Source organism: uncultured Maricaulis sp. (assembly GCF_905480005.1).
Taxonomy (GTDB): Bacteria; Pseudomonadota; Alphaproteobacteria; order Caulobacterales; family Maricaulaceae; genus Maricaulis.
Map to the genome: position 1 here is coordinate 13,401 of NZ_CAJQOO010000011.1, position 24,739 is coordinate 38,139.

The following is a 24,739-nucleotide window of genomic DNA, read 5'->3' on the forward strand; positions in this document are numbered from 1 at the left end:
CCGGATCGATCGGCAGGGGCCTGGCAGCCCCGTCTATCCTCCGTTTGGAGAATAGGCGTGCGGACCCATCGTCACGCCAACGAAGCCGCCCGCGCTCCGGGTCGATAAGTGTGAGCCGTCGGCATCCTGCATCAGGGTCTGCCAGTCACCATCGGGCAGGCGATAGTCGAAATCATAGACGGCGCCGCGTGCGGTCACACGGAGGCTAAGCGGACTGCGAGGGACGGCATCAAGCAGGCGGGTCGCGAGGACGACCCCCTGATTGCCCTGTCCGGAGCCCGCGCGCTGCCGCAAGCGGACAGCCGGGCCCTCCTCTGTCATTTCCAGCCCGATGAAAAACCAGAAATCATCATTCTGAAGGACAGCCAGGCCGGCGCGAGCACCGAGGGTATCCGGTACGAATTGGAGAGTGAGTTCACCCCGGGCATTCATATGTTGCTGTCGGCGCCCGAAATAGGATGGGTTGGTATTGTCTCCCAGCCCGGCCGCGCGTGGCCAGAGCCGGAGCTCGCCGCCTTCCAGCGCCCACCAGGTTTCGCGCGGATTGCGCATCATCATCCACTCCGGATCCATCGCGGTGCCGTCGAATTCGTCGATGCGCGTGAATGGGCCGCCCATCGGGCGGGCCGATGCTGCCCGCCCCGGCAGGTCCGGCGCCGTTGCCACATAGGGGATTGCTTCGCCTGCGTCGGTAATGCGAGGCCAGCCATCCACCCAGCGCACGGGCATGAGGAAGGTCTCCCGACCGGTATTATACTGGTCATCTCCATAGGGCCGGACGGCCAGAAAGGTCGCCCACCAATCCCCGTCGGGGGTCTGCACAAGATCGGCATGCCCCGCCGAGGTGATCGGATTGGCCCGATCGCGCGGCAGGTCCCGTTGGGTCAGGAACGGGTTGTCGCCATGGGGTGTGTAAGGACCCATCGGCGCGTCACTGGCCAACACGACTTGGGAGTGGTTCTCGGCGGTGCCGCCTTCTGCGGCCGTCAGAATATAGCGACCATCGACCTTGTAGATGTGCGGACCCTCGATCCAGACCGGTTGTTCGGAGAAGTCGACCCCGCCATCGATCAGGACGGTGCGCGGGCCGAAGGTTGTGAGTGTTTCGAGGTCGAATTCCTGGACCCACACGGCGCGATGACCGTCATATTTGGGTGTCCGGTCGGGCGGGCCGTTATTGACGACATAGGCGCGGCCGTCATCGTCGACAAACAGGGCCGGGTCGATCCCGCCGACAAGCTCCGGCAGCCAGGTCGGGTCGGACCAAGGGCCGGCCGGATCTCGTGCGGTGATGACGAAATTGCCGCCACAATCGACACAGGTATTGAAGATGTAGAAGACCCCGTCATGAAATTCGATGGCGGGCGCAAACAGGCCGCGCGACAGGCCCAGCTCGCCGAAATCGACCTGATCCGGGCGGTCGACGGCATTGCCGATCTGTTCCCAGTTCACCAGGTCGCTGGAGCGGAAGACTGGCAGGCCCGGAAAATAGGCGAAGGTCGATGTGACCAGAAAGTAGTCGTCATCCGCGCGGGTGTTGGAGGGGTCCGGGTAGAAGCCGCCCAGGACCGGGTTGAGATAGGTATTCGGTCCACGCTGGATGTCTTCATGGACCGGGTCGCTGCCGGAATACACGAAGCGCTCGAACCGGGCCGTTGTTATTGACGGCTCCTCAGGACTGCCGGTCTGCTGTGCGCACGCTGAAAGCGCAACCAGGCCGAGAACCGCGAATGCGTGCTTGGTCATGGCATCATCTCCAATTCAATGGCGGGTTTCCCGGCGATGGGGTCGCGGCGGGGCAGCCGGTGGCCGGGCGGGGCTTGCCTCGCCTGGAGCCGCTGGCTTGTTGTCATCACGGTCGGCACTGGTTTTGGCGCGGGCATCGCCAACGGGTTGCCGCTGGGGCATTGGCCCGACCGCGCCGCGATGGCGCGGGCAGTCCGGCTCTCACGCTCTGGCAAGTGACTTGACGTATTGTCCGACATGGCGCTCGACCTCCCGCGTCGTTCATCGACGGAGCTTATCGACGCCATGCAATCGGCGTCAACGTCTCTTCTCTCGTCACCACCTGTTCAAAGTCCTCGATTTTGTTGACTAAAAGCGGGGTTGGCCGCGAAGTCGGCGGAACTTCAGGGCAAATTGGAACAAGGGGGTCATCAATCGCGAGGCCTCGATTCTGGTGATCGGGGTCGGGGTATTTGAGTTCCATTAGTCAGACTTTTCTGATACGCCAATCGGATCGTCGCCACAGCGCTGGAAAATGGGGTTGGTGAGAAAGCGGCCGGGCGTGCCCGCATACCGGGCCGGTTGTCGAGGGGCTGTCATGCATGCCGGTCCGGTCTCAATGACGACCTCCTGGATGCGCAGCATGTCGGTTCGCGGTGCCGGCCCCCCGTTCTCAGCGTGAATGACCTGATCGGAGGGATTTTTGACCAGAGACATCAACAGACGCCAGGCGCTTTTGCTGGCCGCCGGCGGGCTTGCCGCCTGTTCGGCTCCAACGGCGATGGGCGATGATACGCCCTCTCTGCACGCCCTGGCCCAGTCCAAGGGGATGCGGTTTGGAACTGCCGTGGGAATGGGCCGCCCCGGGACCCTCACCGGCGCGTTCAACGACCCGGGCTATCGGGCTCTCATCGAGCGTGAATGCGGCATTCTGGTGCATGAGAATGCGCTCAAATGGTATGTCCTGCGACCCGATGCCGAGACCTTCTATTACGATCCCGCGGACCGGCTGGTTGAGTTCGCCGGCGTGCACGGGATGGCGATGCGCGGCCACACATTGTTGTGGAATCGCGAGGAGTTCTCGCCTGCCTGGGTGAATAATCATGATTTCGGCAGCCGTCCCGGCACGGAGGCCGAGCGCCTCGTTGTCGAGCATATCCGCGCGGTCGTCGCGCGCTATCGCGGCCGGATCACTTCCTGGGATGTGGTCAATGAAACCATTGATCCGTCGACCGGGCGTCTGCGCGAGACGTCGCTGACGCGTCATCTCGGCGAGAACATCATCGATATCGCCTACCACGCAACGCGCGAGGCCGATCCGGACGGGGAAATCGTCTACAATGACTATATGAGCTGGGAGGCCGGCCATGAGACTCACCAGGAGGGCGTGCAGCGCCTTCTCGAGGGCATGGTGGAGCGTGGCGTGCCCATCGATGCACTTGGCGTCCAGAGCCATATCGGCTCGGGCAATTATGATGCATCGGTCGGCTTCGACACGGCTCGTGAGGAAAACTGGCGCGGTTTTCTGGACCAGGTCACCGGCCTTGGTCTCGATCTCGCGATTACCGAGTTCGACGTTCACGACAAGAATTTGCCCTATGATATCGAGAGTCGGGACCAGGCCGTCGCGGATCTGGCGCGCCGGTATCTCGATCTGATGTTCAGCTATCCGCAGACCCGTGACGTGCTGGTCTGGGGCCTTTCCGACCGCTATTCCTGGCTCCAGAATATCTGGCCGCGGGCCGATGGGGAGGCCAAGCGGACGACGCCATTTGATGCCGAATTCCGGGCGAAACCCCTGCGCGCAGCAATCGCAGCCGCATTCGAGGCGGCTGCGCCGCGAGGCTGATACGCGTGCATTCGGAGGCAAGACCGAACCAGCAGGTGCGAAAAAAAGGCCTTTGCCGGTCGGTGTTTATTTCATGCCTTGCCTTTGCATGGGTCCAAGCCATCTATGCCGGCAGGAGATTGCCATGCGCCGTGCCAGCTTTTTGATCGTCATTCTTGTTGCCTTCGCGGCAATGACCGCAATTGTCGCCATTCGGGCCCTTGTGCCGTCTGATGAGGCGGGACCGGGTCGAGGGGCCCGCGTCCTGCCGGTCGCGATCGCAACCGTACCCAGTGTCGAGTTCGCCGATATCGTGGAAGCGCTCGGAACCGCGCGTGCCAATGAGACGGTGACCATCACGGCGCGTGTGACGGATACGATTTCGCGCATTAATTTCGAGTCCGGCCAGCGCGTGGCGGCCGGGACGATCCTGGTAGAGCTCACCGATACCGAGGAGGCCGCCGGCCTGACCGAGGCGCGGACGACCTTGCGCGAAGCCCGCCGGGAGCTCGACCGGACCAATGACCTGATCGCCCGTGCCGTGGTCCCGCAATCGCGCCTCGACGAGGCAACGGCCGCCGTCGAACGCGCCGCGGCGCGCGTCGCCTCCATCGAGGCTCAATTGGCCGACCGCATTGTCCGGGCACCCTTTGCCGGGATTGTCGGCCTTCGGGAAGTGAGCCTTGGCGGCCTGGTCCGTCCCGGCGACTCGATCGCGCGGCTGGATGATACAAGTCTGATCAAACTCGATTTCACCGTGCCCGAGCGCTTCCTGGCCGTGGTCGCACCGGGGATGGAAATCGCCGCGCGGACCTCGGCCTATCCCGACGAGGTCTTTTCCGGCGCGATCGCCCAGATCGACAGCCGTATCGATCCGGTCACGCGCAGCGTCACCATTCGTGCGGAAATCGAAAATCTCGACGGGCGGCTTCTGCCCGGACAGCTCATGACGGTGGAAGTCCGTCGCGATGTCCGTGATCGCCCGGCCGTGCCCGGAGCGGCCCTGACCCGTTACCTCGATCAAACCTATGTTTATGTGGTTGAGGACAGCGAAGGCGGGACGATCGTCCGTCAGCGCACGATCACCCTTGGACGCCGATCCGGCACAATGGTCGAGGTGCTGTCCGGCCTCGAGACCGGCGAGCGGATCATCGCCGAAGGCGTGCACCGCGTGCGGGACGGCGCCTCCGTCACAATCACGCGCGAGATGCAGCTGGGTGCCAATGGCGCAATGACCGGGATGGCTGTTTCCGGGAGCAGCGCAGCACAATGACACTCTCCGATATTGCGGTTCGTCGCCCGGTTCTCGCCTTCGTCTTTTGTGCCCTGATCGTCGTCTTCGGCGTGCTGGGTCTGCGTGACTTGCCTTTGCGTGAACTGCCGGATGTCGACCGCCCGGTTGTCTCCGTCTCTGCGAATTATCCCGGCGCCAATGCAGAAGTGGTCGAAAACCGTGTCACCCAGCTGATCGAGGATCAGCTGTCGGGCATTGATGGCGTCGAGTCCATCACCTCCTCATCGCGCGACAGCTCATCGCGCGTCACCATAACCTTCTCCCTCGACCGCAATATCGAAGCCGCCGCCAATGATGTGCGTGACTCGGTATCGCGCATTATCGACCGGCTGCCCCAGGATGTGGAACAGGTTGAGGTGCGCAAGCAGGACAGCGATGCCCGGCCCTTCATCTGGTATAATCTTCTCTCCGACCGGATGACGTCCGAGGCCTTGTCCGACTATGCCGAGCGTACCTTGCTCGACCGCTTCTCGGTCATTGACGGGGTGGCCCAGGTTCGCATTGGCGGCCAGCGCCGCTACTCGATGCGGATCTGGCTGGACCCCCAGGCCATGGCGGCGCGTGGCGTCACGGTGGCGGACATTGATGGCGCCCTGCGGTCACAGAATGTCGAGGTTCCGGGCGGATCAGTGGAAACGCCTGACACCCAGATTGTGGTCCGTGTCGAGCGCCTCTTTGCCGATCCCGACTCTTTTGCCCGCATGCCGATCGCCCGAACCGGCGACGGGCATGTCGTGCGGTTGGCCGAGGTCGCGGATGTGGAGCTGGCGGCGGAAGAGCCGCGCACGCTTTTCCGCGGTAACGGCCAGAACATGATCGGGCTGGGCTTTGTCCGCCAAAGCCAGGCCAATTCCGTCGAGGTCGCCGACCTGATCGCGGCCGAGGCCGACCGCATCCGGCTCAACCTGCCTGAGGGGATGGAGATGATCTCCGCCTCGGACGATACCGTGTTCATCGAGGAATCCATCAAGGAGGTCTGGCGGACCCTGGCCATTGCCGCGACCCTTGTCGTGCTCGTGATCTATCTTTTCCTCGGCAGTTTCCGCGCCGCCATCATTCCCGCGGCGGTGGTTCCCGTTTGCCTGGTCGGGGTTTTTGCGGTCCTCGCGGTCGCCGGCTTCTCGATCAATATCCTGACCCTGCTCGCGCTGGTGCTCGCGATTGGCCTGGTCGTGGATGATTCCATTGTTGTGCTCGAAAATATCCAGCGCCGGGTTGATATGGGCGAGCCACCGGCCCTGGCCTCGCTGCGCGGTGGCCGGCAGGTTTTCTTTGCGGTGATCGCCACAACGGCGGTTCTGGTCGCGGTCTTCGTGCCGCTCGTCTTTCTGCCGGGATTCATCGGTCGCATCTTTACCGAACTGGCCTTGACCATTGCCGGCGCTGTCGTGCTGTCCAGTTTTGTCGCCCTGACCCTTTCGCCGATGATGGCGTCCAAGCTGCTCAAGCCAAGTCGCGAAGCCAAGGGGCTTACCCGATGGGTGAACATACTGGTCGAGAAAGCCCGTCAGTCCTATCGCGACAGCCTCGAGATTGCGCTGAAAATGCCGGTCATCATCGTTCCGATGGTCGCCGTGGCCATGGGCGGATCGGCCTTCCTGCTCGACCGCCTTCCCTCCGAACTGACACCGCCGGAGGACCGCGGTTCCTTCTTTGGCCGTTTTGCCGGACCGGAAGGGGCAAGCTTCGACTACATGTCCGCGCAGGCGGACCAGGTTGAAGCGATTGCCATGGAATATGTGAATTCGGGTGAGCTGAGCCGGGTGCTGGTCATCTCTCCGGGCTGGGGCGGAAGCGGCTTCAATTCCGGTTTTGTCATCGGCACCATGGCTGACTGGGACGAGCGTCGGCCGGGCAGCGAGATCATGCGTGAGCTCAATGGCCGCCTCGGGCAGCTGACTGGCGTCCAGGCCTTCGCCTCGATGCGCTCATCGCTGGGCGGCGGTGGCGGCGGCGATGATGTTCAATTCGTCCTGCAAGGGCCCGATTATGGCGGTCTCGATCGCCAGGCCGAGCGTCTGCTGGCGGCTATCCAGGAAGGCAATCCCGCCCTGTTGCGAGCCCGCAAGAATTACGAGCCGACCAGTCCGCGCCTGATTGTCGATATTGACCGGGAAAGGGCAGCCGATCTCGGCGTCTCTGTCGCCGAGATCGGGCAGACGCTGCAAACCCATCTCGGCTCGCGCCGTGTCGGACAATTCATCGATCGCGGTGAAGCCTACAATGTGATCATGGAGAACCGGCGTGAGGCGAGGTCCAGCTCCCAGGATCTGGAAGCCCTTTATGTGTCCGGTCGCAGCGGCGAGCTGATCCCGCTCTCCAACCTCGTCTCCCTGAGCGAGGTTGGCGAGGCATCGGCACGCAATCGGGTCGACCGCCAACGCTCCGTGACCATCTCGGCGACACTGGCGGAAGGCTATACGCTCGGTGAAGCGGTTGCGTGGCTGGACGACTGGGCCCAGCGGGACCTGCCGCCGGAAATGAGCTCCACTTATCTGGGCGGGGCAAAGGAGTTTCTGGATGCCAATTCGGCGGTCCTCTTCGCCTTCGGCATGGCCCTGCTAATCGTCTTCCTGGTGCTGGCCGCGCAGTTCGAGAGCCTGATCCAGCCGCTGGTCATCATGTTGACCGTGCCGCTGGCGGTGGCCGGCGGCCTGTTCGGGCTCGAGGTCGTCGGGTCCAGCCTGAATATCTACTCGCAGATCGGGCTGGTCATCCTGATCGGGCTGGCTGCAAAGAACGGTATCCTGATCGTCGAGTTCGCCAATCAGCTGCGGGAGAGCGGCCGTGACTTGCGGACCGCGACGATGGATGCCGCGGAAACCCGGTTCCGGCCCATCCTGATGACCGGCATTTCGACGGCCATTGGTGCCTTCCCGCTTGTCATCGGCACGGGGCCGGGCGCGGAAAGCCGGATCACGATCGGCGTGGTGATTTTCGCGGGCGTTGCCGTGGCCACACTCTTCACCCTCTTCGTTGTTCCGGTCGCCTATGGCGTGCTCGGCCGCTTCACCAAGACCCCGAACTGGGTCTCGCGACGGCTGGAAGAGGAGGCGCGCCAGCATGGTGACGCTGCTGTGAACGTTCCGGCCGAGTAGCGTTCAGCCATTGCCGTCGAAATCGGGAGCCCGCTTGCCCAGAAAGGCGCGATAGCCTTCCTGGAAGTCATCGCTCTGGAAGGAGTCCAGAAAGAGCTGGCGGGTTTCGTCCGTATCGCAATCGACCCCGGCGCGGATCAGGTGGATGACGCGCTTGATGGCCCGGGCAGACCCGGTTGAGCGCGAGAGCATGAGGTCGAGATAGGCGGCGACTTCACGATCCAGCTGGTCCGGCTCGAAACAGCGATTGATCAAGCCGATCTGAAGCGCCTCTTCGGCATCGACGAGACGGGCCGAATAGAGCAGGTCCTTGGCGGCAGAGACTCCCACGGCATCGATGAGTCTCTTGGTGTCATTGAGTGTATAGGCCAGTCCCAGCTTGGCCGGGGTGATGCCGAAGCGTCCGTCGGATGCCGCGAAGCGCAGATCGCAGGACAGCGCCAGCCCGCATCCCCCACCGACACAGGCGCCACGAATGACAGCGAGTGTCGGCTTGGGGAAATGGGCCAGTGCGTCGAGACCGGCGGCGATGGCGCGGGTTCCGGCCAGCGCCGATTGCGGGGTCGCGTAGACCGTCTCGAATTCTGAAATATCTGCGCCGGCCGTGAAGCTTTCGCCTGCCCCGCGGACGAGCAGTACCTTGATCCGGTTATCGGTTGCGGCGGTATCCAGCAGGTCGGGCAGGGCCGCCCACATCGCCGCATTGAGCGCATTGCGCCGCGTCGGCCGGTTCAGGATGAGCGTCGCGTGCCGGTCATGGCGTTCAAGATAGATCGGCGCATCGGTCACTGAAATCTCCGGGCTGGCAGGCTGGGACGGACACTCTGTCCCCGCCCGCCACCCGGCGGCAAGTCGCGCTGTGCCTCAGTCTCAGTTGGCGGTGTTTCCGCAGGTCCGCATGGCGTCAGTATCCGACTCCAGCCGGACCTCGCTGATGCCGATCTCGCCGCCATCGGCCGGAAGGTTGAGAATGAAAGCCGAATTGATCGCATTCATGTCGACCCCGGCATCGGCGAAGCAATTGAGTGAAATGCGGTATTCGGCCCAATTGCCCTGCACGATTCTGATCGGGACTGTCGCTGTACACGGTGTATCGGACTGACATCCCATACCCACCTCCACAAGGGCCGGGGCATTGCCGAATGCCCGGGCCTGAAAGGCCAGTTCCATGGCGCCATTCGCCTGGCGTTCCAGATCAATGGCCTCCTCGGCGGCGATCCGAATGCCTGTATCGGCGCGGTTCCAGATCACATGAAGTGAGTCCTCCTGCGCATTGCGATCCGTTGCGCCCACCCGAATGCCGTCGAGTTCGACCGGCAGGACTTGCGAGCTGTCGCTCGTGTCTCCCGAGATCACGGACACCTGCCAGGGTGGGATCGCCTGACCGCGCGAATAGTAGGTGCCCTCCGGCGCAGTGTCGCGCGCGGACAGACCAGACTCCTCGGGCAGTGGCCCCAGGGGGTCCGGCTCTCCGAAGCTCAGGCCATAGCCCAATGCGAAGAGAGGGTCGTAATCGGCATCTCCCGGATTCAGGGGTTCGCCGGTGGCAGTGGCGGGCCAAGAGTAGGAAAGCCGACCGGTGAAATCGAAACCGGGATCGCTGCGGAACAACATGTCGGCAATACCGCCGCCTTCACTCCCCGGGAGCCAGGCTGCCACGAAGGCGTCCGATGCATTGATTTCCGGATTGGCCCACATCGGGCGTCCTGACAGGAAAACACTGACCACCGGTGTGCCGTCGGCGCCCAGTTCGGACAGGCGTTCCGTGTCGAAGCCATTCGGCACGAAGTCGAGATGGTCACGATCTCCCTGGAATTCCGCATAAGGGTCCTCGCCATAGATGGCGATCACGACATCGGCGCTGGCACCGGACTGGCCGTCAGGATCGTGGATAACAGTGCCGCCGGCGGCTTCCACGGTTTCGCGGATACCGTCGAGGATGGTCTGGCCATTGGGGAATTCGGAGTTTTCGTGACCGCCGCCCTGCCAGGACAGGGTCCAGCCGCCGGAAGCCTTGGCGATACTGTCGGCGCCGTCGCCGACGACGAGCACTGTCAGCCCGGCTTCCAGTGGCAGGGTCTGGTTGGCGTTCTTGAGCAGGACGAGGCTCTCGCGGACCGCTTGTCGGGCAATCTCACGGTGTTCCGGGGCCGCGAGAATGTCCGCATTGCCGGCCAGCGGGCGGGCGCTGGGCGCGGGCAATTCGAAGATGCCCGAGTTGATTTTCACACGCAGGATGCGGCGAACGGCGTCATCGAGTCGGGCCTCGCTGATCACGCCGGAGCGGACATGGCCGAGGGTCGAATGGTAGAGCTCGCGCCAGCTGTCCGGCGCCATGTACATGTCCATTCCGGCATTGAAGGCGTCCGGGCAATCGGTCGAGGTGCAGCCGGCGATGAGGCCATGACCATTCCAGTCACCTACCACGAAGCCCTGGAAACCGAGACGGTCCTTCAGCACATCGGTCAACAGGGCCTCATTGCCGTGCATCGGCTGATCCCACCAGCTGGAGAAGGACGCCATGACGGTCTGGACACCGGCCGGAACGGCGGTGAGGTAGCCGGCCGCGTGAATGTCGCGCAGCTCGGCTTCCGAGATTATCGCATTGCCCTGGTCACGCCCGTTCTCGGTGCCGCCATCGGCGAGATAATGCTTGGCACTGGAGATGACGCGGCCGGTCGACATGAAGCTGTCTGTGCCGGGGCGTCCCTGCAGGCCGTAAACGATCCGGTCGCCATAGGAGGCGACAATGGCGGGATCCTCGGAGAAGCCCTCATAGGTGCGGCCCCATCGGTCATCCTGCGGCACTGCGAGCGTCGGCGCGAACGTCCAGTCATGGCCTGACACGGAGAGCTCACGGGCTGTGACCCGGTAGATATCTTCAATCAGGTCGGGATTCCGCATCGCGCCGAGGCCGATATTGTGCGGGAAGACGACCGCGCCGCGCAGATTGGCGTGACCGTGTACGGCGTCGATCCCCCAGATGATCGGGATGGCGATGTCAACGCCGTCCGGGTCTATCGAGGCATTGAAATAGGCGTCGGCGGCTTCCAGCCAGGTTTGCGTATCCGCGTAGGGCAGCGGACCGGGGGCGGAATTGCCGCCGCTCAGAACCGAGCCCAACCGGTATTCCCGGACCTCTTCCGGTGTCACCGATCCGCTGTCGGCCTGGATGACCTGGCCGACTTTCTGCTCCAGCGTCATGGTCGCCAGAATCGCATCGATCCGGGCTTCCACATCCGGGGCCAGCGGCGGCGGCGTGAAGCTCGGCCATAATTCCGGATGAATGACCCCGTCTGCGGCCACATCACTCGCACTGGCGGTTTCCGGAGCCGCAGCGCTTGCTTCGCTATCGTCTTCAGGCGCCTGATAGGCCGTGAGCGCGAGCAGGGCGATAGCAGAGCAGGTCAGTCGGAGCGTGACGTTTCGGGCGTATCCGCGCATGTCAGTGTCCTCGTTTTGAGCAATTGGGGTTTGAACAATGAGTTGGTGTCCGGCGACCGGCCGGCGTCAATCGGTTGTAGCGGTGGTGTCGAGCCAGGCAGCAAGCCAGAAGAAAGGTGCATTCCAGTTGATCGCGACCTCATTGAGCGCATAGGCCCGGTAATCATCGACCCAGCACGTCTGTGGCGCGCACTGGCCCTGCATCTCGCTGGCAACAGGGTCGCTCATATTGGTCGCATTGGCGCCTCCGGACAGGGCGCCCGGAGGGGCGGGCGGAAATTCGGGGTCGGCCCCGGCTGCCCAGAAGCGATGATGGGGATAGAGCAGTGGACGGGCGCCATACCCGCCGACATAGGATTGATCGAGCGCATTGCGGCCGAGCAGATAATCCATCGCGTCGATGGCACCCTGGCGGTAGGCCGGGTTGCCGGTCAGGTCGTGGGCGATCGCCAGCACAAGGCCGCGATTGGCAAGATTGCCGTTTGATCCCCAGACATACTGGTCCGCACTCAAGGGCACGGCATAGCCTTCCTGATCGCGGTGGGCGAGATACTGGTCCGCGGCGGCGAGAATTTGTTCGCGCGCCCGTGTGACCAGTGGCTCGGGCAGGTCCGCCTCATTCTGCACGATCGTTAGCGCGGGCAGAAGATGGACCGCCGGCCAGGCGATGGTTGACCCCTGCACCTGCAGGATCGGCATTTCGGCCGGTGTGGGTGCGTCGGCCTGCAGATCGGCGAGGAAAGCGTCCTCACCCGTGGTCAGATAGAGTTCGGTCGCCGCCCAGGCGAATTCGTCGGCAAGATCAAAATCGCCATAGGCGCCGCCGCCGCCAAAATTGTCATAGGCATAGATGTCCGGATGCTGCCGTGCTGCCGCATAGGCGCGTCGGGCGGCGTTCAGACTGCGCGCGGCAAACGCCGGGTCCAGCGTCTCCCACAGTCGGGCCGCCTGGGCTGCCGAGGCTGCCAGATTGAGGCTGGCGGCTGTCGAGGGCGGCAACAGGAAACGCTCTTCCCCGGCATCGGCGGGCAGAAGGGGCAGCGGCAGCCAGTGACGTTCATGGACCTTGTGGTGGGCCAGTCCACCGGCATCGATTTCCGTCAGGGTCAGCGGTTCGCGCCCGTCCTGGCGTCCGAGCGGGACTGATTGCCGGGCGCCCTCCGGGACTTGCATGGAAAGCATGAATTCGAGTTGCCAGCGGGCCTCGTCGAGGATGTCGGAGACGGCATTGCCGTTTTCCGGCATGGGCGAGCGGCCATCGGTCCAGATGCCGCGAACCGCTTCCGGCTGGTGGGCCAGGCGTTCGACGAAGTTCTGCAGTGTCCAGACGGAGATGCCGCCATTGACGACGTATTTGCCGTAATCGCCGGCATCGGCCCAGCCGCCGGTCACGTCCAATCGGTAATCGCAGCCCGGCCAGCTATTGCCCGCCTCGTCGGTGCCGTGAAAACAGGTCGGTCGACTGTCCTGAAAGCCTGCCTCGCGTTGCCAGTCCTGACCCTGAATATAGTCGGCTTCGATCGGGGTGCCGAGACGGTTGTGGTAGAAATAGGTGAGCGCGTCGACGCTGAGGCGGTCGAACGGGCGAGTCGTGATCGCGAAGGGGTGGCTGATCTCGCCGCAAGCTTCCAGTCGGTAGGTGGATCCGGGCTCGTCCAGAGCGCTCAGATCAATGCGGTGGACGGCGTCGCCAGAGCTCTCATTGGGACCGAAGACCGTGCTCTCTCCGGCGAGGTGGACATGACCATTCTCGTCGCGGACCAGCCAGCTGACCGGCGCGTCTGCCGCGCTGCGCAGAATGGCTGTCTTGGGGCTTCCGGTCTCGAATCCGATCTGGTTCAGCCGCAGGGCGGGCGCGTCACCGGGAAAGGCGGGTTCGACGGTGCATTCCTCTGCCAGAGCAGAGCCGATCGTCATGAAGGCGAACGCGGACGCAGTCGCCGCGAGTCGCGCATGCATGGGTATTTTACGATTGTATTTCAATGCGCTCCCCGACGTGACCCGTTCCTGGAAAGCTCCACTGCCGTGGCACGGTTCGGGACCTCTCCAAAGCCTGACCTCCCCCGGTCACGCTTGACAGATTGTGTTCTTGTCGTGAAATTGTCAGCAATTGACAACGCTGTCAACGGCGCGTCACGGGGAGGTCAGGCATGCGAATTCCGGTCAATCGAATGACTCGCCATGGTGTTTCCGTACGGGTGATGGCGGGTCGATCGCGCGGGTGGTTCACCGGCGCTTCATCCCCCTGATTGATGGCCCGGACCCGGGACTGGGCTTCGGCATTTTCGGCTGCTGCGAGGACTTTTCATGACATTGCGTATTTCCGTGCTGGCCCTGTCGGCCGCGCTCGCCGCCTGCCAGCCAGGCGGTGGACCGGCGGACACGTCTGGCGGTTCGACAACCCAGGCAAGCGTCACGGCAGAGACGGCGTCGCCCCGGGTCCGCGAATTGGCGGCGCAGATGACGCTGGCCGAGAAGCTCGGCCAGTTGCACCAGGCCGCGGGCGGGCGTTCGCGCAATCTCAATTCACGCCTCACACCGGACGAGCTCGACCGGGTCCGACGGGGCGAGATCGGTTCCTATCTTCACGTTGCCGGTGCGGCACCCCTGGGCGAGCTGCAGCAAGTGGCGGTCGAGGAAAGCCGGCTCGGCATTCCGCTCCTTTTTGCCATGGATGTGGTGCATGGCTACCGGACCATTTTCCCTGTTCCGATCGCCATGGCCAGCACCTGGGACCCGGAGGATCTCGAGCGCGCCAGTCGGATCGCGGCCGAGGAGGCCAGCGCGGCAGGCCTCCACTGGACGTTTGCGCCAATGATCGACATCGCACGTGATCCGCGCTGGGGCAGGATTGTCGAGGGCGCGGGCAGTGACCCCTATCTTGGCGCCCGGATCGCGGTCGCCCAGATCGAAGGCTTCCAGTCTGACAATCTGGCTGCCGGTGACACGCTGATGGCGACGGCGAAGCATTTTGGTGCCTATGGCGCGCCGATCGGCGGCCGTGATTATGGCACCGCCGACATTTCCGAGCGCAACCTGCACGAGATCTATCTGCCACCATTCCATGCCGCCAGCGAGGCGGGTTCGGCGTCGATGATGACAGCGTTCAACGATATCGCCGGTGTGCCCAGTACGTCAAATGAGCATCTGATCGACGGAGTCCTGCGCGGCGAATGGGGCTTTGACGGCCTCATCGTGAGCGACTGGAATGCGATCGCTGAGCTCATCAATCACGGGGTCGCAGACACCCGCGCCGATGCGGGCGAACTCGCCTTGCGGGCCGGGGTCGACATGGACATGACCAGCAATGTGTTCGCCCAGGACCTCGCCACCGCGATCGAGGCTGATCCCGGCCTGATGGCGGATCTCGATCGGGCGGTCATGCACGTCCTCACTGCCAAGGAGCGACTGGGATTGTTCGACAATCCCATGGCCTATCACGACCCCGAGCGGGAAGCGGCGGCCATGCTGACCGATGCGGCCCGTGCCGAGGCGCGACGCATCGCGGCGCGCAGTGTGGTGCTTCTCGAGAACCGCGGGTCTGCCTTGCCGCTCGGCCCGGATGCGGGGCGGATTGCGGTGATCGGCGCGCTGGCCGAGGACGCGTCCACGCAATTGGGGTCGTGGCGTGCGCGCGGGACGCCGGAGACCGTGACCGGCCTGCTGCAGGGCTTGCGTCAAGGTGCCCCGGCGGGCGTGGAAATCACCTATGAGGCCGGCGCCTCTCCCACCAGCGATGACCTGTCCGGTATCGCGGCGGCCATCGCTGCGGCGGAAGCGGCCGATCAGGTCATCCTGGTTGTCGGCGAGGATTACGACCTGTCCGGTGAGGCGCGCTCGCGATCCAGCCTCTACATGCCCGACAGCCAGAGGGCCCTGGCGCGCGCCGTGCTTGATACGGGGCGTCCGGTCACAGTTGTCCTGGTGAGTGGCCGTCCGCTCGCCATTCCGGATATTGCCGAGCGAGCGGATGCCGTCCTCGCCAGCTGGATGCTGGGCGTCGAGGCCGGCCCGGCGCTTGCGGATGTGATTTTCGGCCGAGTCTCACCGGCGGGCCGCTTGCCGGTCTCCTTCCCGCGTACGACAGGGCAGGCGCCCTTCACCTATTCCGAAAACCCGGGCGGTCGGCCCGCGGACCCCGATCTGTCGCGCGACAGCAACCGGTTTCACGACCTGCCGATCACGCCGCTCTACGCCTTCGGGCACGGGTTGAGCTATTCGGAGTTTGAGTATGGCGATATCCGTCTCGACGCAGACAGTGTCGCGCCGGGTGACACCATTCGACTCACCATTCCGGTCACCAATACGGGGGACCGGGCGGCCGACGAGGTGGTCCAGCTCTATATGCGCGATCCGGTAGCCTCGGTCGCGCGGCCGCGTCTGGAATTGCGCGGTTTTGCCCGTCTCGCGCTGGGCGCAGGCGAAACCCGCTCTGTCAGCTTCATCCTGGACCCGGCCCAATTTGCCGTGTTTCAGGCACCGGGCGACTGGCGGATAGAGGCCGGCTCTGTCGACCTCCATGTTGGCGCGTCATCGTCTGATCTGCGCCAGAGCGTCACGGTGACAGTCAGTGAAGCCGGGCGGTCGCGGAGCCCTGCCGCATCGATTGCAACCCGAATTGAGGTGGAATGATGAAAACCCGTCGCTTCCTTCTGGCCAGCGGTGGCGCCAGCCTGCTCGTGGCCGGGTGTCAACGCTCGACATCCCAACCCGCATCCGAATCCGTGGTGCAGATCGAGCGCCTGCATCCGCGTCTGGACGGATTGATCAGTCCGGGCAGCGAAGCCCGGGTTCTGGGAACAGGCTATCAATGGGCCGAAGGTCCGGCCTGGGACCGGCAGCGCGGCTGCCTCTACTTCACCGACGTACCGGCCAACCGGGCCTATCGATGGCGACCGGGCGAGGCTGTCGAGGTCTGGCTTGACCCGTCGGGCATCCCGGCATCCGAGGCCGCCGGCTTTCGCGAGCCCGGGGCGAACGGTTTGTGGATGCGCGCAGATGGAAGCCTGCTCGCATGTGTTCACGGAAGCCGGTCCGTTGAAGTGCTTGACCCGGACACATTGTCGCGAACGCCGCTGGTCAGTGAGTTCGAGGGCCAGCGTTTCAACTCGCCCAATGATCTGGTCGAGGCCTCGGATGGCAGTATCTATTTCACCGATCCGCCTTATGGCCTCGAGGGCCTGGACGCCTCGCCGCTGAAGGAAATGTCGGTCAATGGCGTCTATCGCCGTCGGCCCGACGGCCAGGTTGAGCGGCTGGTTTCCGATATGAGCTTCCCGAACGGTATCGCGCTTTCACCGGATGAGCGCCGGCTTTATGTGGCGCAGTCGGATCCCGGCGCACCGGTCATCCGTCGCCTTGACCTTGATGCGGACGGCGCGATCATCGGCGATCAACACCTCTTTGACGCAACCGGTCTGGACGGGCCGGGCCTGCCTGACGGTATGGCGATCGATGATCAGGGCCATATCTTTGCGACGGGCCCGGGCGGAGTTCTGATCCTCGCTCCGGACGGCACATTGCTGGGGCGGATACTGACCGGGCGCGGTACGGCCAATTGCGCCTTCGGTGAAGACGGTCGCACGCTCTTCATGACAGCTCAGGACCGGCTTCTGCGCCTCGAGACCCGGAGCCGGGGTGTGCAATGGATGTAGGGGGCTGGCTGGCCGAGTACCGGCCGCTATTGGCCACCCTGGTCGCGATAGCGGCCTTGCTGGCGCTGATCCTTCGGGCGCGCATGCCCGCCTTTGCCGCGCTGATCCTGGTCAGTGCGCTGGCTGCGCTCGCGGCCGGGATGGCACCGGCTGACGCTTTCGACACCTTGACCCGGGGCATGGGCGGGACGCTGGGCTTCGTCGCGGTTGTCATTGGTCTCGGCGCATTGTTCGGCGTCATTCTCGAACGTTCGGGCGGGCTGGAAAGCCTGGCTCAACGCCTGCTCGCCGGGCGCCAGGCGGGCAGTGGGCGATGGCTTATGGGTGGGTTGGGCCTGCTCGCATCCATCCCGGTCTTCTTTGACGTCGCCCTGATCATTCTCGCCCCGCTGGTCTTTGCCTTTGCCCGCCAGACCGGGCGGCCGGCCCTTGCATTCGGTCTGCCCCTGCTCTGCGGGCTGGCGGTCGCGCACAGCTTCATCCCGCCGACGCCAGGCCCGATCGCAGTGGCCGAGATATTGGGTGCGGATCTGGGCCTTGTGATCCTGTTCGGTCTTCTGGCCGGATTGCCGGCCCTGGCTTTGGCCGGCCCGCTATTCGCCGGCTGGCTGGACCGCGCCGGCTATCTCCCGGTCGGTGCCGTTTCCGGCGAGACGGCCAGCCCGACCAAGCGGCCGGCCAAGGCAGGTCTGACCGCTGCACTGATCAGCCTGCCCCTGCTTCTCATCCTGGCCGGAACCCTGGCGGCGCGTTTCGATCTGCCGCCGGCGCTCGGCTATTCACTGGCGGTGATCGGGCATCCCTTCATGGCGCTCTTGCTGGCCTGTGGATTGACCTGGCTGGCCTTTCGACCGACCAGCGATGAACAACGCCGGCATTTCTCCGACGGGATCGCGCGCGCGCTGGAGCCGACCGGTGCGGTGATCCTGGTGACGGGAGCTGGCGGGGCGTTCAAACAAGTGCTCGTCGATACCGGCGCCGGAGCGCAGCTGGCAGAGGGCACGATGGCTTTGGGGCTGGTCCCGCTGGTGGCCGGTTTTGTTCTGGCGCTTCTGGTTCGTGTCGCGCAGGGCAGCGCAACGGTTGCGATGATCACGGCGGCCGGTCTGACCGCCCCGCTTGCGGACGCTGCTGGTCTCGGGCCCGCTCATCTGGCGCTGTGCGTGATTGCCATCGCGGCCGGGGCGACGGCGCTCTCACACGTGAATGATAGCGGCTTCTGGCTGGTCAGTCGTATATTCGGGCTTGATGTGCGGCAAACGCTCGCCAGCTGGACAATCGCCACGCTGATCATCGGACTTGCCGGATTTGCGGGCGCGCTCATCCTGTCGATGCTGGTCTGACAGTGACCGGTAGGGGAGGGATTGTGGCGACCGCGACAGGTTTCGGCCGCTACGCCGGATATGGTGTCGGTGATTTCGGGCTGAACATCTACTGGAACGCGCTCTCGCTCGTCCTGATGTTCTGGTATGCCGAAGTCGTCGGGCTGAGCCCGGCAGTGGCCGGCGGGATCTATTTCGTCGGCATGGCCTGGGATGCGGTGACGGACGCTGTCGTGGCGAGTCTGGCGGCGCGGACCCGGTCGCGCTTCGGGACTTACCGCCCCCATATCCTCTTCGGTGGTGTGGCGCTGGGTGCGAGTTTCTGTGCGCTTTTCTGGATCCCGCCCCTGGAGGGCCTGGCCCTGATTGCGGCGCTGACCCTGGCCCATATTCTTTTCCGGACGGCCTATACCATCGTCGCCGTGCCCTATTCCGCACTCGCCTCCCGGCTGAGTTATGACAGCGTGGAGCGGACCACATTTTCCGGCGTCCGGATGTTCTTCGCCTTTGCCGGTCTGCTGACGGTTTCCGGTCTCTGGTTTCCGCTTGTGCGAACTTTCGGTGGCGGCGATGACACCGATGCGCTCGGCTTTCAGCTGGCGGCGCTCATTGGCGCCGTGATCGCGACGGCCGCCTTGACCCTTTGCTTTGCCGGAACACGGGAAAGGCCACCTCCCGGTCAGGATACGGATTATCCGCCGCCCAGTCTCTGGCGATTCATCCCCGCCATCCGGAACAATCATGCGCTGGCGATCCTGCTGGGCATGATCTTCCTGCAATCCGGCGCGGTTGCCAGCCTGCTCATACCGCTCAGCTTCTTCATCGAGGTCAACGCCCCGGTTTTCGCCCGCAAGGAAGTCGTCATGACGGCCTATGCCAGCGCGACCCTGGTCTCGATACCTGTCTGGACGCTTTTCATCCGCCGCTTTGGCAAAAAGGCTGGCTGGATTCTCGCTTGCGGCCTGGCAATCCTTTGCGGACTGGACCTGGCGATCAGCGGCGCTCGGGTCATCTCAGGCGTGCCGCTCCAGATCATCGGCTATGGCGCGGCGTTCGGCGCTTTCGGAGTTCTGGTCTGGTCCTTTGTTCCCGATACCGTCGAATACGGTCAGTGGAAGACCGGAGAGCGCAATGAGGGGGCTGTGTTCGGGTCTGTCCTGCTGGTGCAGAAGCTCGCGGGTGGGCTGATGGGCCTGTTCGTCGGTTTCATGCTGTCCGAGGTCGGCTATGACATTGATGCGGTGACCCAGAGCGAGGCCACTGCCGAGGGTATTCGGTTTCACATCTTCCTGGTGCCGTCCCTGTTGCTGGCCCTCTCCACGCTGCTCATTCTAAGATTGCCGCTGAATCGGCGCCTCCATGCCCGCATCGTCGGTCAGATCGGCGGGCAGGAATGACACGGCAATGGTTGGCGCGACCGCTGCGCGCATCCGGGGAGGCGCTGCCATGGCGCGAATGATCGACGTCGCCGAGAAGGCAGGCGTTTCCATCAAGACAGTGTCACGGGTTCTCAACAATGAGCCGCACGTGAAGGATGCCTTGCGAGAGCGTGTTCGTGCGGCAGCCGAGGATGTCGGCTATGTGCCCTCCAGTCCGGCTCGGGCCCTGCGCTCGCGGCGCTCCTATGCGATCCACATGATCAGCCATTCCCACCGTTCGGCCTATGTGAATGCCATCCAGTTCGGGGCTGTCCAGACCTGCCAGGAGCGTGGCTACCAGCTCATGGTCTCCTTGATGGAAGACTTGCGGGACATGCCGGAGGCCGACCTGGTCGCGCGTTTCGAACGCCTCGTCGAGGCGTCCAAGCCGGACGGCCTCATCCTGGTGCCGCCCCTGTCCAATGACGAGCGCCTGTATCATGTGCTCGAGCGTTTTGATGTGCCGGTTGCGCGGGTCGGACCCAATAACCTGCCCGATGCCCGCATCATCGTGAAGATCAATGAGCGCGCGGCGGCGCGTGAATTGACGGCGCATCTGATTGCACTGGGTCACAGCCGGATAGCCTTCGTGCGCGGCAAGGAGGACCAGAATGCCACGCATGAGCGGTTCGCCGGGTATAAGGAGGCGCTCGACCAGTCTGGTCTCGTCCTCGATGAGACTCTGGTGCACCCCGGGGATTTCGGCTTCTCGACCGGATTGAAGGCGGGTGATGCCCTGTTCGCCCTGGCCGATCGGCCGACGGCCGTCTTCGCCGCCAATGACGACATGGCCGCCGGTGTGCTTATGGCGGCGCACCGATTACGCCTCGATGTCCCCGGCGATGTGTCGGTTGTCGGCTTCGACGATTCAGAGATTGCCGAGAAAATGTGGCCGGCCCTGACGACGGTGCGTCAGCCGCTCCTGGCGATGGGGAATGAGGCGACCCGGCAATTGATTGACGCGGCGACCCAGTCCGACCCGGCTCTGTCGGGCGCACCGAATGAGTATCTCGACTATGAGATCATCCATCGCGACTCGACGGGCCCGGTCCGTCAGTCCTGATGCCAGCCACGCTCCTGTGTCCTGGATCTTGTTTAATTTGACACCGGCCTCCCGGCATACTCAAACTTGGAAAATCGCCGGACCCTCCAATAAAACAAACAGGGTCGGCTGTACTGGGAGGTAAATTATGGGTGAAAAGGTGACGGCCGATCCGGCCGCTGGGCCAGATATGGCTGCAGGGGCGGGCGGAGAACCGCCGGTCAAGCGCTCGACAATTTTCCTGCACGGATCCCTGGCCCTGCCACTGGCTGTCTATGGCTATCCGCTGGCGATCTGGTTGCCGGCGCATTACGCCGGGCAGCTCGGTCTGTCCCTGTCGGTGATTGGTCTGATCATCATGGTCGCCCGTTTCACCGATGTATTTACCGACCCCTTGATGGGCGAGATATCGGATCGCGGGCGAACCCGGTTCGGACGCCGCAAGCCCTATATCGCCTTGGGTGCGCCGGCCCTGATGGTCTCGACCTGGTTCCTTTTCGTGCCCCATGAGGGCGCAGGCATTCTCTATTTCCTGGTCTGGCTGACACTTTTCTTCGCCAGCGCCACCATGATCCAGATCCCCTTCCGGGCGTGGGGTGCCGAATTGTCCGGGAATTACCATGTCCGCAGCCAGGTCACGGCCGCGCGGGAATTCTATTACCTGACCGGTCTTCTGATGGCTGCGGCAGTGCCAATGGTGATCGAGATTTTCGCGGATGGCGGCGCTGTTACCGAGATTTTCGTCGCGATCTGGCGGGACATCACCGGTGCCTTTACCGGCGAGTTGATGACCCGGACGCCAACCAGTCGGGCTGCCCTGACCGGGCCGGTCCTGATGGGTCTGGCCATCGCCATCATCATTGCGGTGCCGCTGCTCTCCACGTTGATCATCACGACGGTCAAGGAGCCGCCGCCTGCGCCGCGCGAGCGCGTCCCCATGATCGAGGGCTTTCGTCATCTCTGGCGCAACGGGCCGATGCGGCGCGTGCTGATCATCGCTTTTCTGGTCATTGCCGGTGAGAGCCTGCGCAATGCCGTGTCACTCTTCTTCATCCGCGACATCATCGGTATTCCGACGATTGGCGCGGCCTATTTCCTCTATTTTATCTCCGGCATCGCCGCGATTCCGTTCTGGCTCTGGCTGGGCCGGACCATCGGCAAGCACCGGGCCTTCATGGTCACGCTCGGTTTCGTGAGCGTCGTGAGTGCGTGCAATCTCCTGCTGGGGCAGGGGGATTATTTCGCCTTCTTCTGTCTGTTCCTGTTCAAGGGCTTTGCCTTTGGTGGTCTGCAATTCCTGCCATTGGCGATGCTGGCGGATGTGGTGGATATCGACAGCGCGCGCACGGGCGGTCGGCGGGCCGGGACGTATTTTGCGGTGCTCGGCCTGTCGGAGAAGCTCGCAGCGGCGATCTTTACCGGTCTGGCTTTGAACATTGTCGGCTTGCTCGGCTATCACGCATCGGGCGGGGTCGAGGCGTCGACGGAGATCGGCGTGCTCTCCCTGCGACTGGTCTATTGTCTGGGACCGATCGCACTTTACGCGCTCTCTGTCCCGCTGATCTGGGGTTACCCGCTCACCTCGAGCCGGCATGCGCGACTGCATGCCGGGCTCGCCAGGCGGGAGCAGCGAAAAGCGCGTACTGCCGAAGCGGAGCAGACGACAAGTTGAGCGTGAAAGTGACCCGGCGGCGTCAGGCGGCCTGGTCACTCGCCTTGCGGATCTTGAGCTGTTCGGACCGGAGCGGGTAACCGAAATGCCAGCCTTGCAGATAGTCGAAACCGAGCAGGCGGAGCATGGCGGCCTGACCCTCGGTTTCAACACCTTCCGCGACCATGTCGAGCGACAGGGCGTCGCCGAGCAGAGCCAGGGCTTGCAGCATCTTGTTCGGGCCTTCGCCGCGCCCGATGGATTGCACGAAAGTCTTGTCGATCTTGATCTTCGAGAAGGGGAGCATGTGCAGATACCCCATGGAAGCGAAGCCGGTTCCGAAGTCATCCAGATTGACCTTGAAACCCGCCTCATGGAGTTCCATCAAACGGCTCTGGGCCTGTTCAAAATCATCAACCAGGACCGCCTCGGTCAGCTCGAATTCGACCTGATCCGGGGTCATGCCATGTGATGTCAGCTCACGCAGATAGCGTTCGCACAGGCGTCCATCATTGAGCTGGGCCGGAGACAGGTTGATCGAAACCGTGTGCGGCGCATCCGGGCCAATCTCGCGACAGACCGATTCAACGACGAAATCGCCCAGCCGCCGGATCAGTTTGGAATCCTCGGCGACCGGGATAAAGACATCCGGAGGCACGGCGCCTCGCGTCGGGTGCTCCCAACGCAGAAGCGCCTCAACCGACGCTGTGCTGGCATCACTGGCACGGGCAATGGGCTGATAGACCACGAAGAATTCGTCGCGATCCAGGCCCGCTTCGATATCAGCTTCAAGCGCCCGGCGGGCATCGGCTTCAAGGCCGAGGCTTGCATTGAAGATAAGCGGTTTGTCGAGTTGATCGGCCTTGGCCCGATACATCGCCAGGTCAGCATCATGAATGAGCTGGCTGAATGTCTTGGGCGCGCCTTCATCGGAATGGGCGATGCCGATTGCGGCGCCGATCTCGAAGGGGCGTCCATCGATCTCGAAGGGTCGCGCCAGGCTCTCTGACAGGCTGCGGGCGATATTCAGCGCTTCGCGGGTATCGTCTGCCCCCACGAGCGCACAGGCGAACTCGTCGCCGCCGACCCGGGCGATATGGATATGGGCATCCACCGCACGGCTGAAGCGGTGCGCCACACGCCGTATAACATCATCGCCCGCGCGGTGTCCGGCCTTGTCATTGACGGCCTTGAAGCCGTTGAGATCGATATAGATCACCGCCGCCTTGCCGTCTTCGGCCGCCCTGGTCGCTGCCGTGCTCTCGACGAAGCTGGTGAAGCCGAGCCGGTTTGGCAGGCCGCTGAGATTGTCGGTGCCGGCGGCAATGATGGCGCGCTTTTCATTGCTGGCGGCGTGACGCGCCAGGGTGCGCGCCTTGAGCGCAATCAACTGGGCGCCAACGAAGAAGGCGAGGATGTAGGCGAGGAGCGGCAGGAAGGCGAAACGCAGTGTTTCATTGCCGGGGCGCGAGGCTTGCCAGCCGAGCCAGCCGATGGAGTGGCCCGCATCGTCGGTCATTTCGAGGCCGGCATTGGCGTGCGGGAGCGCGCCTTGGTGAAGCGACACATCCGAAACCTGGAAAACGTCTTCGAGCTCGCCCAGGAAGCTCCGATCGACGGCTGTGCCAATGATGATCACCGGATCGACGGACGGGTCCGTCATCGAGGTGCGGTCTTCAAACTCACCCAGGACCGTGATGGAGGCCATGTAGAGCTGGCCTCGAACTTTCAGGAAATGGGTCGAAATAAAATGCTCGGCCTCATAACCGGCCGCGAGGTCGGCCCGCAGGGCTGCAACCTGTTCATGATTGAGGACGTCGGTCCGGAGCTGCTGGCCGGACTCGCGATGCCACGCCATGCTGCGAACGTCGTCGGCGCCGATAATCGTGACGAAGTCAAAAGCGGTATGGTCCGAGAAGGACGAGGCGAGGCTATCTGACAGGATGGCTTTTTCTCGCTCATCCCAGAGTGTGAGCAATTCGCTCCACCAGCCATAGTCCGCCACCCAGGTTTCATTCTGGCGCGAAGCCGCCTCGATGCCCGCGCTCAATAATTGGCGATCATGCTCGACGGCATTGCGATTCAGGGCGCCGACGAAGAAGTAGATCGTCAACACCGAGGCAATCAGACTCACCAGTGTCGCCACATTGATGTAGCGGCTCAGCGTGCTGTCGAGTGTCTGTCCCATCCAGTCCACCTGTTGGTCTTCTTGGAAAGGCGGAACATGGCGCAAAGAGGTAAAGGTCCGGTCAGCGCCGGGTTA

General features: G+C 63.6%; 14 protein-coding genes. 9 read left to right on the plus strand and 5 right to left on the minus strand.

The features are described from left to right. Positions 1-33 precede the first annotated feature (33 nt). Positions 34-1,746, minus strand: coding sequence for a glycoside hydrolase family 43 protein (locus tag QZ266_RS01875; RefSeq protein ID WP_295691186.1), 1,713 nt, complete (start codon positions 1,744-1,746; stop codon positions 34-36). 682 nt (positions 1,747-2,428) lie between these two features. Here QZ266_RS01875 and QZ266_RS01880 point away from each other — a divergent pair. The 3 genes from QZ266_RS01880 to QZ266_RS01890 all read left to right on the plus strand — a co-directional run bounded on the left by QZ266_RS01880 (position 2,429) and on the right by QZ266_RS01890 (position 7,945). After that, positions 2,429-3,574: an endo-1,4-beta-xylanase gene (locus QZ266_RS01880; protein WP_295691188.1), complete on the plus strand. Its 1,146-nt coding sequence runs from the start codon at positions 2,429-2,431 to the stop codon at positions 3,572-3,574. Positions 3,575-3,698: 124 nt separating this feature from the next. Beyond that, positions 3,699-4,826, plus strand: coding sequence for an efflux RND transporter periplasmic adaptor subunit (locus QZ266_RS01885; protein WP_295691191.1), 1,128 nt, complete (start codon positions 3,699-3,701; stop codon positions 4,824-4,826). Continuing rightward, the gene (locus QZ266_RS01890; RefSeq protein WP_295691194.1) at positions 4,823-7,945 is read left to right on the plus strand and encodes an efflux RND transporter permease subunit; all 3,123 of its coding nucleotides are present in this window, start codon (positions 4,823-4,825) and stop codon (positions 7,943-7,945) included. Before QZ266_RS01885 ends, QZ266_RS01890 begins: the two co-directional genes overlap by 4 nt. 3 nt (positions 7,946-7,948) lie before the next feature. Here QZ266_RS01890 and QZ266_RS01895 read toward each other — a convergent pair whose 3' ends face one another. From QZ266_RS01895 to QZ266_RS01905, 3 genes are all read right to left on the minus strand, one after another. Continuing rightward, positions 7,949-8,734: an enoyl-CoA hydratase-related protein gene (locus tag QZ266_RS01895; RefSeq protein WP_295691195.1), complete on the minus strand. Its 786-nt coding sequence runs from the start codon at positions 8,732-8,734 to the stop codon at positions 7,949-7,951. Between the two features lie 81 nt (positions 8,735-8,815). Next, positions 8,816-11,389, minus strand: a complete 2,574-nt coding sequence (locus QZ266_RS01900) for a glycoside hydrolase family 3 protein (RefSeq protein ID WP_295691197.1) — start codon at positions 11,387-11,389, stop codon at positions 8,816-8,818. Between the two features lie 66 nt (positions 11,390-11,455). Beyond that, complete coding sequence (locus QZ266_RS01905) at positions 11,456-13,348, minus strand: glycoside hydrolase family 9 protein (RefSeq protein ID WP_295691200.1); 1,893 nt, start codon at positions 13,346-13,348, stop codon at positions 11,456-11,458. Between the two features lie 348 nt (positions 13,349-13,696). Between QZ266_RS01905 and QZ266_RS01910 the strand changes: the two genes are divergently transcribed. The 6 genes from QZ266_RS01910 (at position 13,697) to QZ266_RS01935 (ending at position 22,497) form a co-directional block, all read left to right on the plus strand. Further along, positions 13,697-16,021 (plus strand): glycoside hydrolase family 3 N-terminal domain-containing protein, encoded by a 2,325-nt coding sequence (locus tag QZ266_RS01910; RefSeq protein WP_295691202.1) that lies wholly within the window; start codon positions 13,697-13,699, stop codon positions 16,019-16,021. Next, positions 16,018-17,043 (plus strand): SMP-30/gluconolactonase/LRE family protein, encoded by a 1,026-nt coding sequence (locus tag QZ266_RS01915; protein ID WP_295691204.1) that lies wholly within the window; start codon positions 16,018-16,020, stop codon positions 17,041-17,043. Before QZ266_RS01910 ends, QZ266_RS01915 begins: the two co-directional genes overlap by 4 nt. Next, on the plus strand, positions 17,034-18,386 hold the full coding sequence (locus tag QZ266_RS01920; RefSeq protein WP_295691206.1) for a gluconate:H+ symporter: 1,353 nt from the start codon (positions 17,034-17,036) through the stop codon (positions 18,384-18,386). The genes QZ266_RS01915 and QZ266_RS01920 overlap by 10 nt, the downstream gene beginning before the upstream one ends. A 23-nt stretch (positions 18,387-18,409) precedes the next feature. After that, positions 18,410-19,762 carry an MFS transporter gene (locus QZ266_RS01925; protein WP_295691208.1) on the plus strand — a complete coding sequence of 451 codons (1,353 nt, stop codon included), beginning with the start codon at positions 18,410-18,412 and terminating at the stop codon, positions 19,760-19,762. 49 nt (positions 19,763-19,811) lie between these two features. After that, entirely contained in the window at positions 19,812-20,846 is a 1,035-nt protein-coding gene (locus QZ266_RS01930; protein ID WP_295691210.1) for a LacI family DNA-binding transcriptional regulator, read from the plus strand. Positions 20,847-20,973: 127 nt separating this feature from the next. After that, positions 20,974-22,497, plus strand: a complete 1,524-nt coding sequence (locus QZ266_RS01935) for an MFS transporter (protein ID WP_295691212.1) — start codon at positions 20,974-20,976, stop codon at positions 22,495-22,497. A gap of 22 nt (positions 22,498-22,519) precedes the next feature. Here QZ266_RS01935 and QZ266_RS01940 read toward each other — a convergent pair whose 3' ends face one another. Beyond that, positions 22,520-24,664: an EAL domain-containing protein gene (locus QZ266_RS01940; protein ID WP_295691213.1), complete on the minus strand. Its 2,145-nt coding sequence runs from the start codon at positions 24,662-24,664 to the stop codon at positions 22,520-22,522. Between the last annotated feature and the right edge of the window lie 75 nt (positions 24,665-24,739).

Excerpts from the sequence above, each read along its gene's own strand:
- QZ266_RS01875 (WP_295691186.1), bottom strand. The coding sequence starts at position 1,746 with ATGACCAAGCACGCATTCGCGGTTCTCGGCCTGGTTGCGCTTTCAGCG.
- QZ266_RS01885 (WP_295691191.1), top strand. The coding sequence starts at position 3,699 with ATGCGCCGTGCCAGCTTTTTGATCGTCATTCTTGTTGCCTTCGCGGCA.
- QZ266_RS01890 (WP_295691194.1), top strand. The coding sequence starts at position 4,823 with ATGACACTCTCCGATATTGCGGTTCGTCGCCCGGTTCTCGCCTTCGTC.
- QZ266_RS01900 (WP_295691197.1), bottom strand. The coding sequence starts at position 11,389 with ATGCGCGGATACGCCCGAAACGTCACGCTCCGACTGACCTGCTCTGCT.
- QZ266_RS01905 (WP_295691200.1), bottom strand. The coding sequence starts at position 13,348 with ATGCATGCGCGACTCGCGGCGACTGCGTCCGCGTTCGCCTTCATGACG.
- QZ266_RS01910 (WP_295691202.1), top strand. The coding sequence starts at position 13,697 with ATGACATTGCGTATTTCCGTGCTGGCCCTGTCGGCCGCGCTCGCCGCC.
- QZ266_RS01915 (WP_295691204.1), top strand. The coding sequence starts at position 16,018 with ATGATGAAAACCCGTCGCTTCCTTCTGGCCAGCGGTGGCGCCAGCCTG.
- QZ266_RS01920 (WP_295691206.1), top strand. The coding sequence starts at position 17,034 with ATGGATGTAGGGGGCTGGCTGGCCGAGTACCGGCCGCTATTGGCCACC.
- QZ266_RS01930 (WP_295691210.1), top strand. The coding sequence starts at position 19,812 with ATGGCGCGAATGATCGACGTCGCCGAGAAGGCAGGCGTTTCCATCAAG.
- QZ266_RS01935 (WP_295691212.1), top strand. The coding sequence starts at position 20,974 with ATGGGTGAAAAGGTGACGGCCGATCCGGCCGCTGGGCCAGATATGGCT.
- QZ266_RS01940 (WP_295691213.1), bottom strand. The coding sequence starts at position 24,664 with ATGGGACAGACACTCGACAGCACGCTGAGCCGCTACATCAATGTGGCG.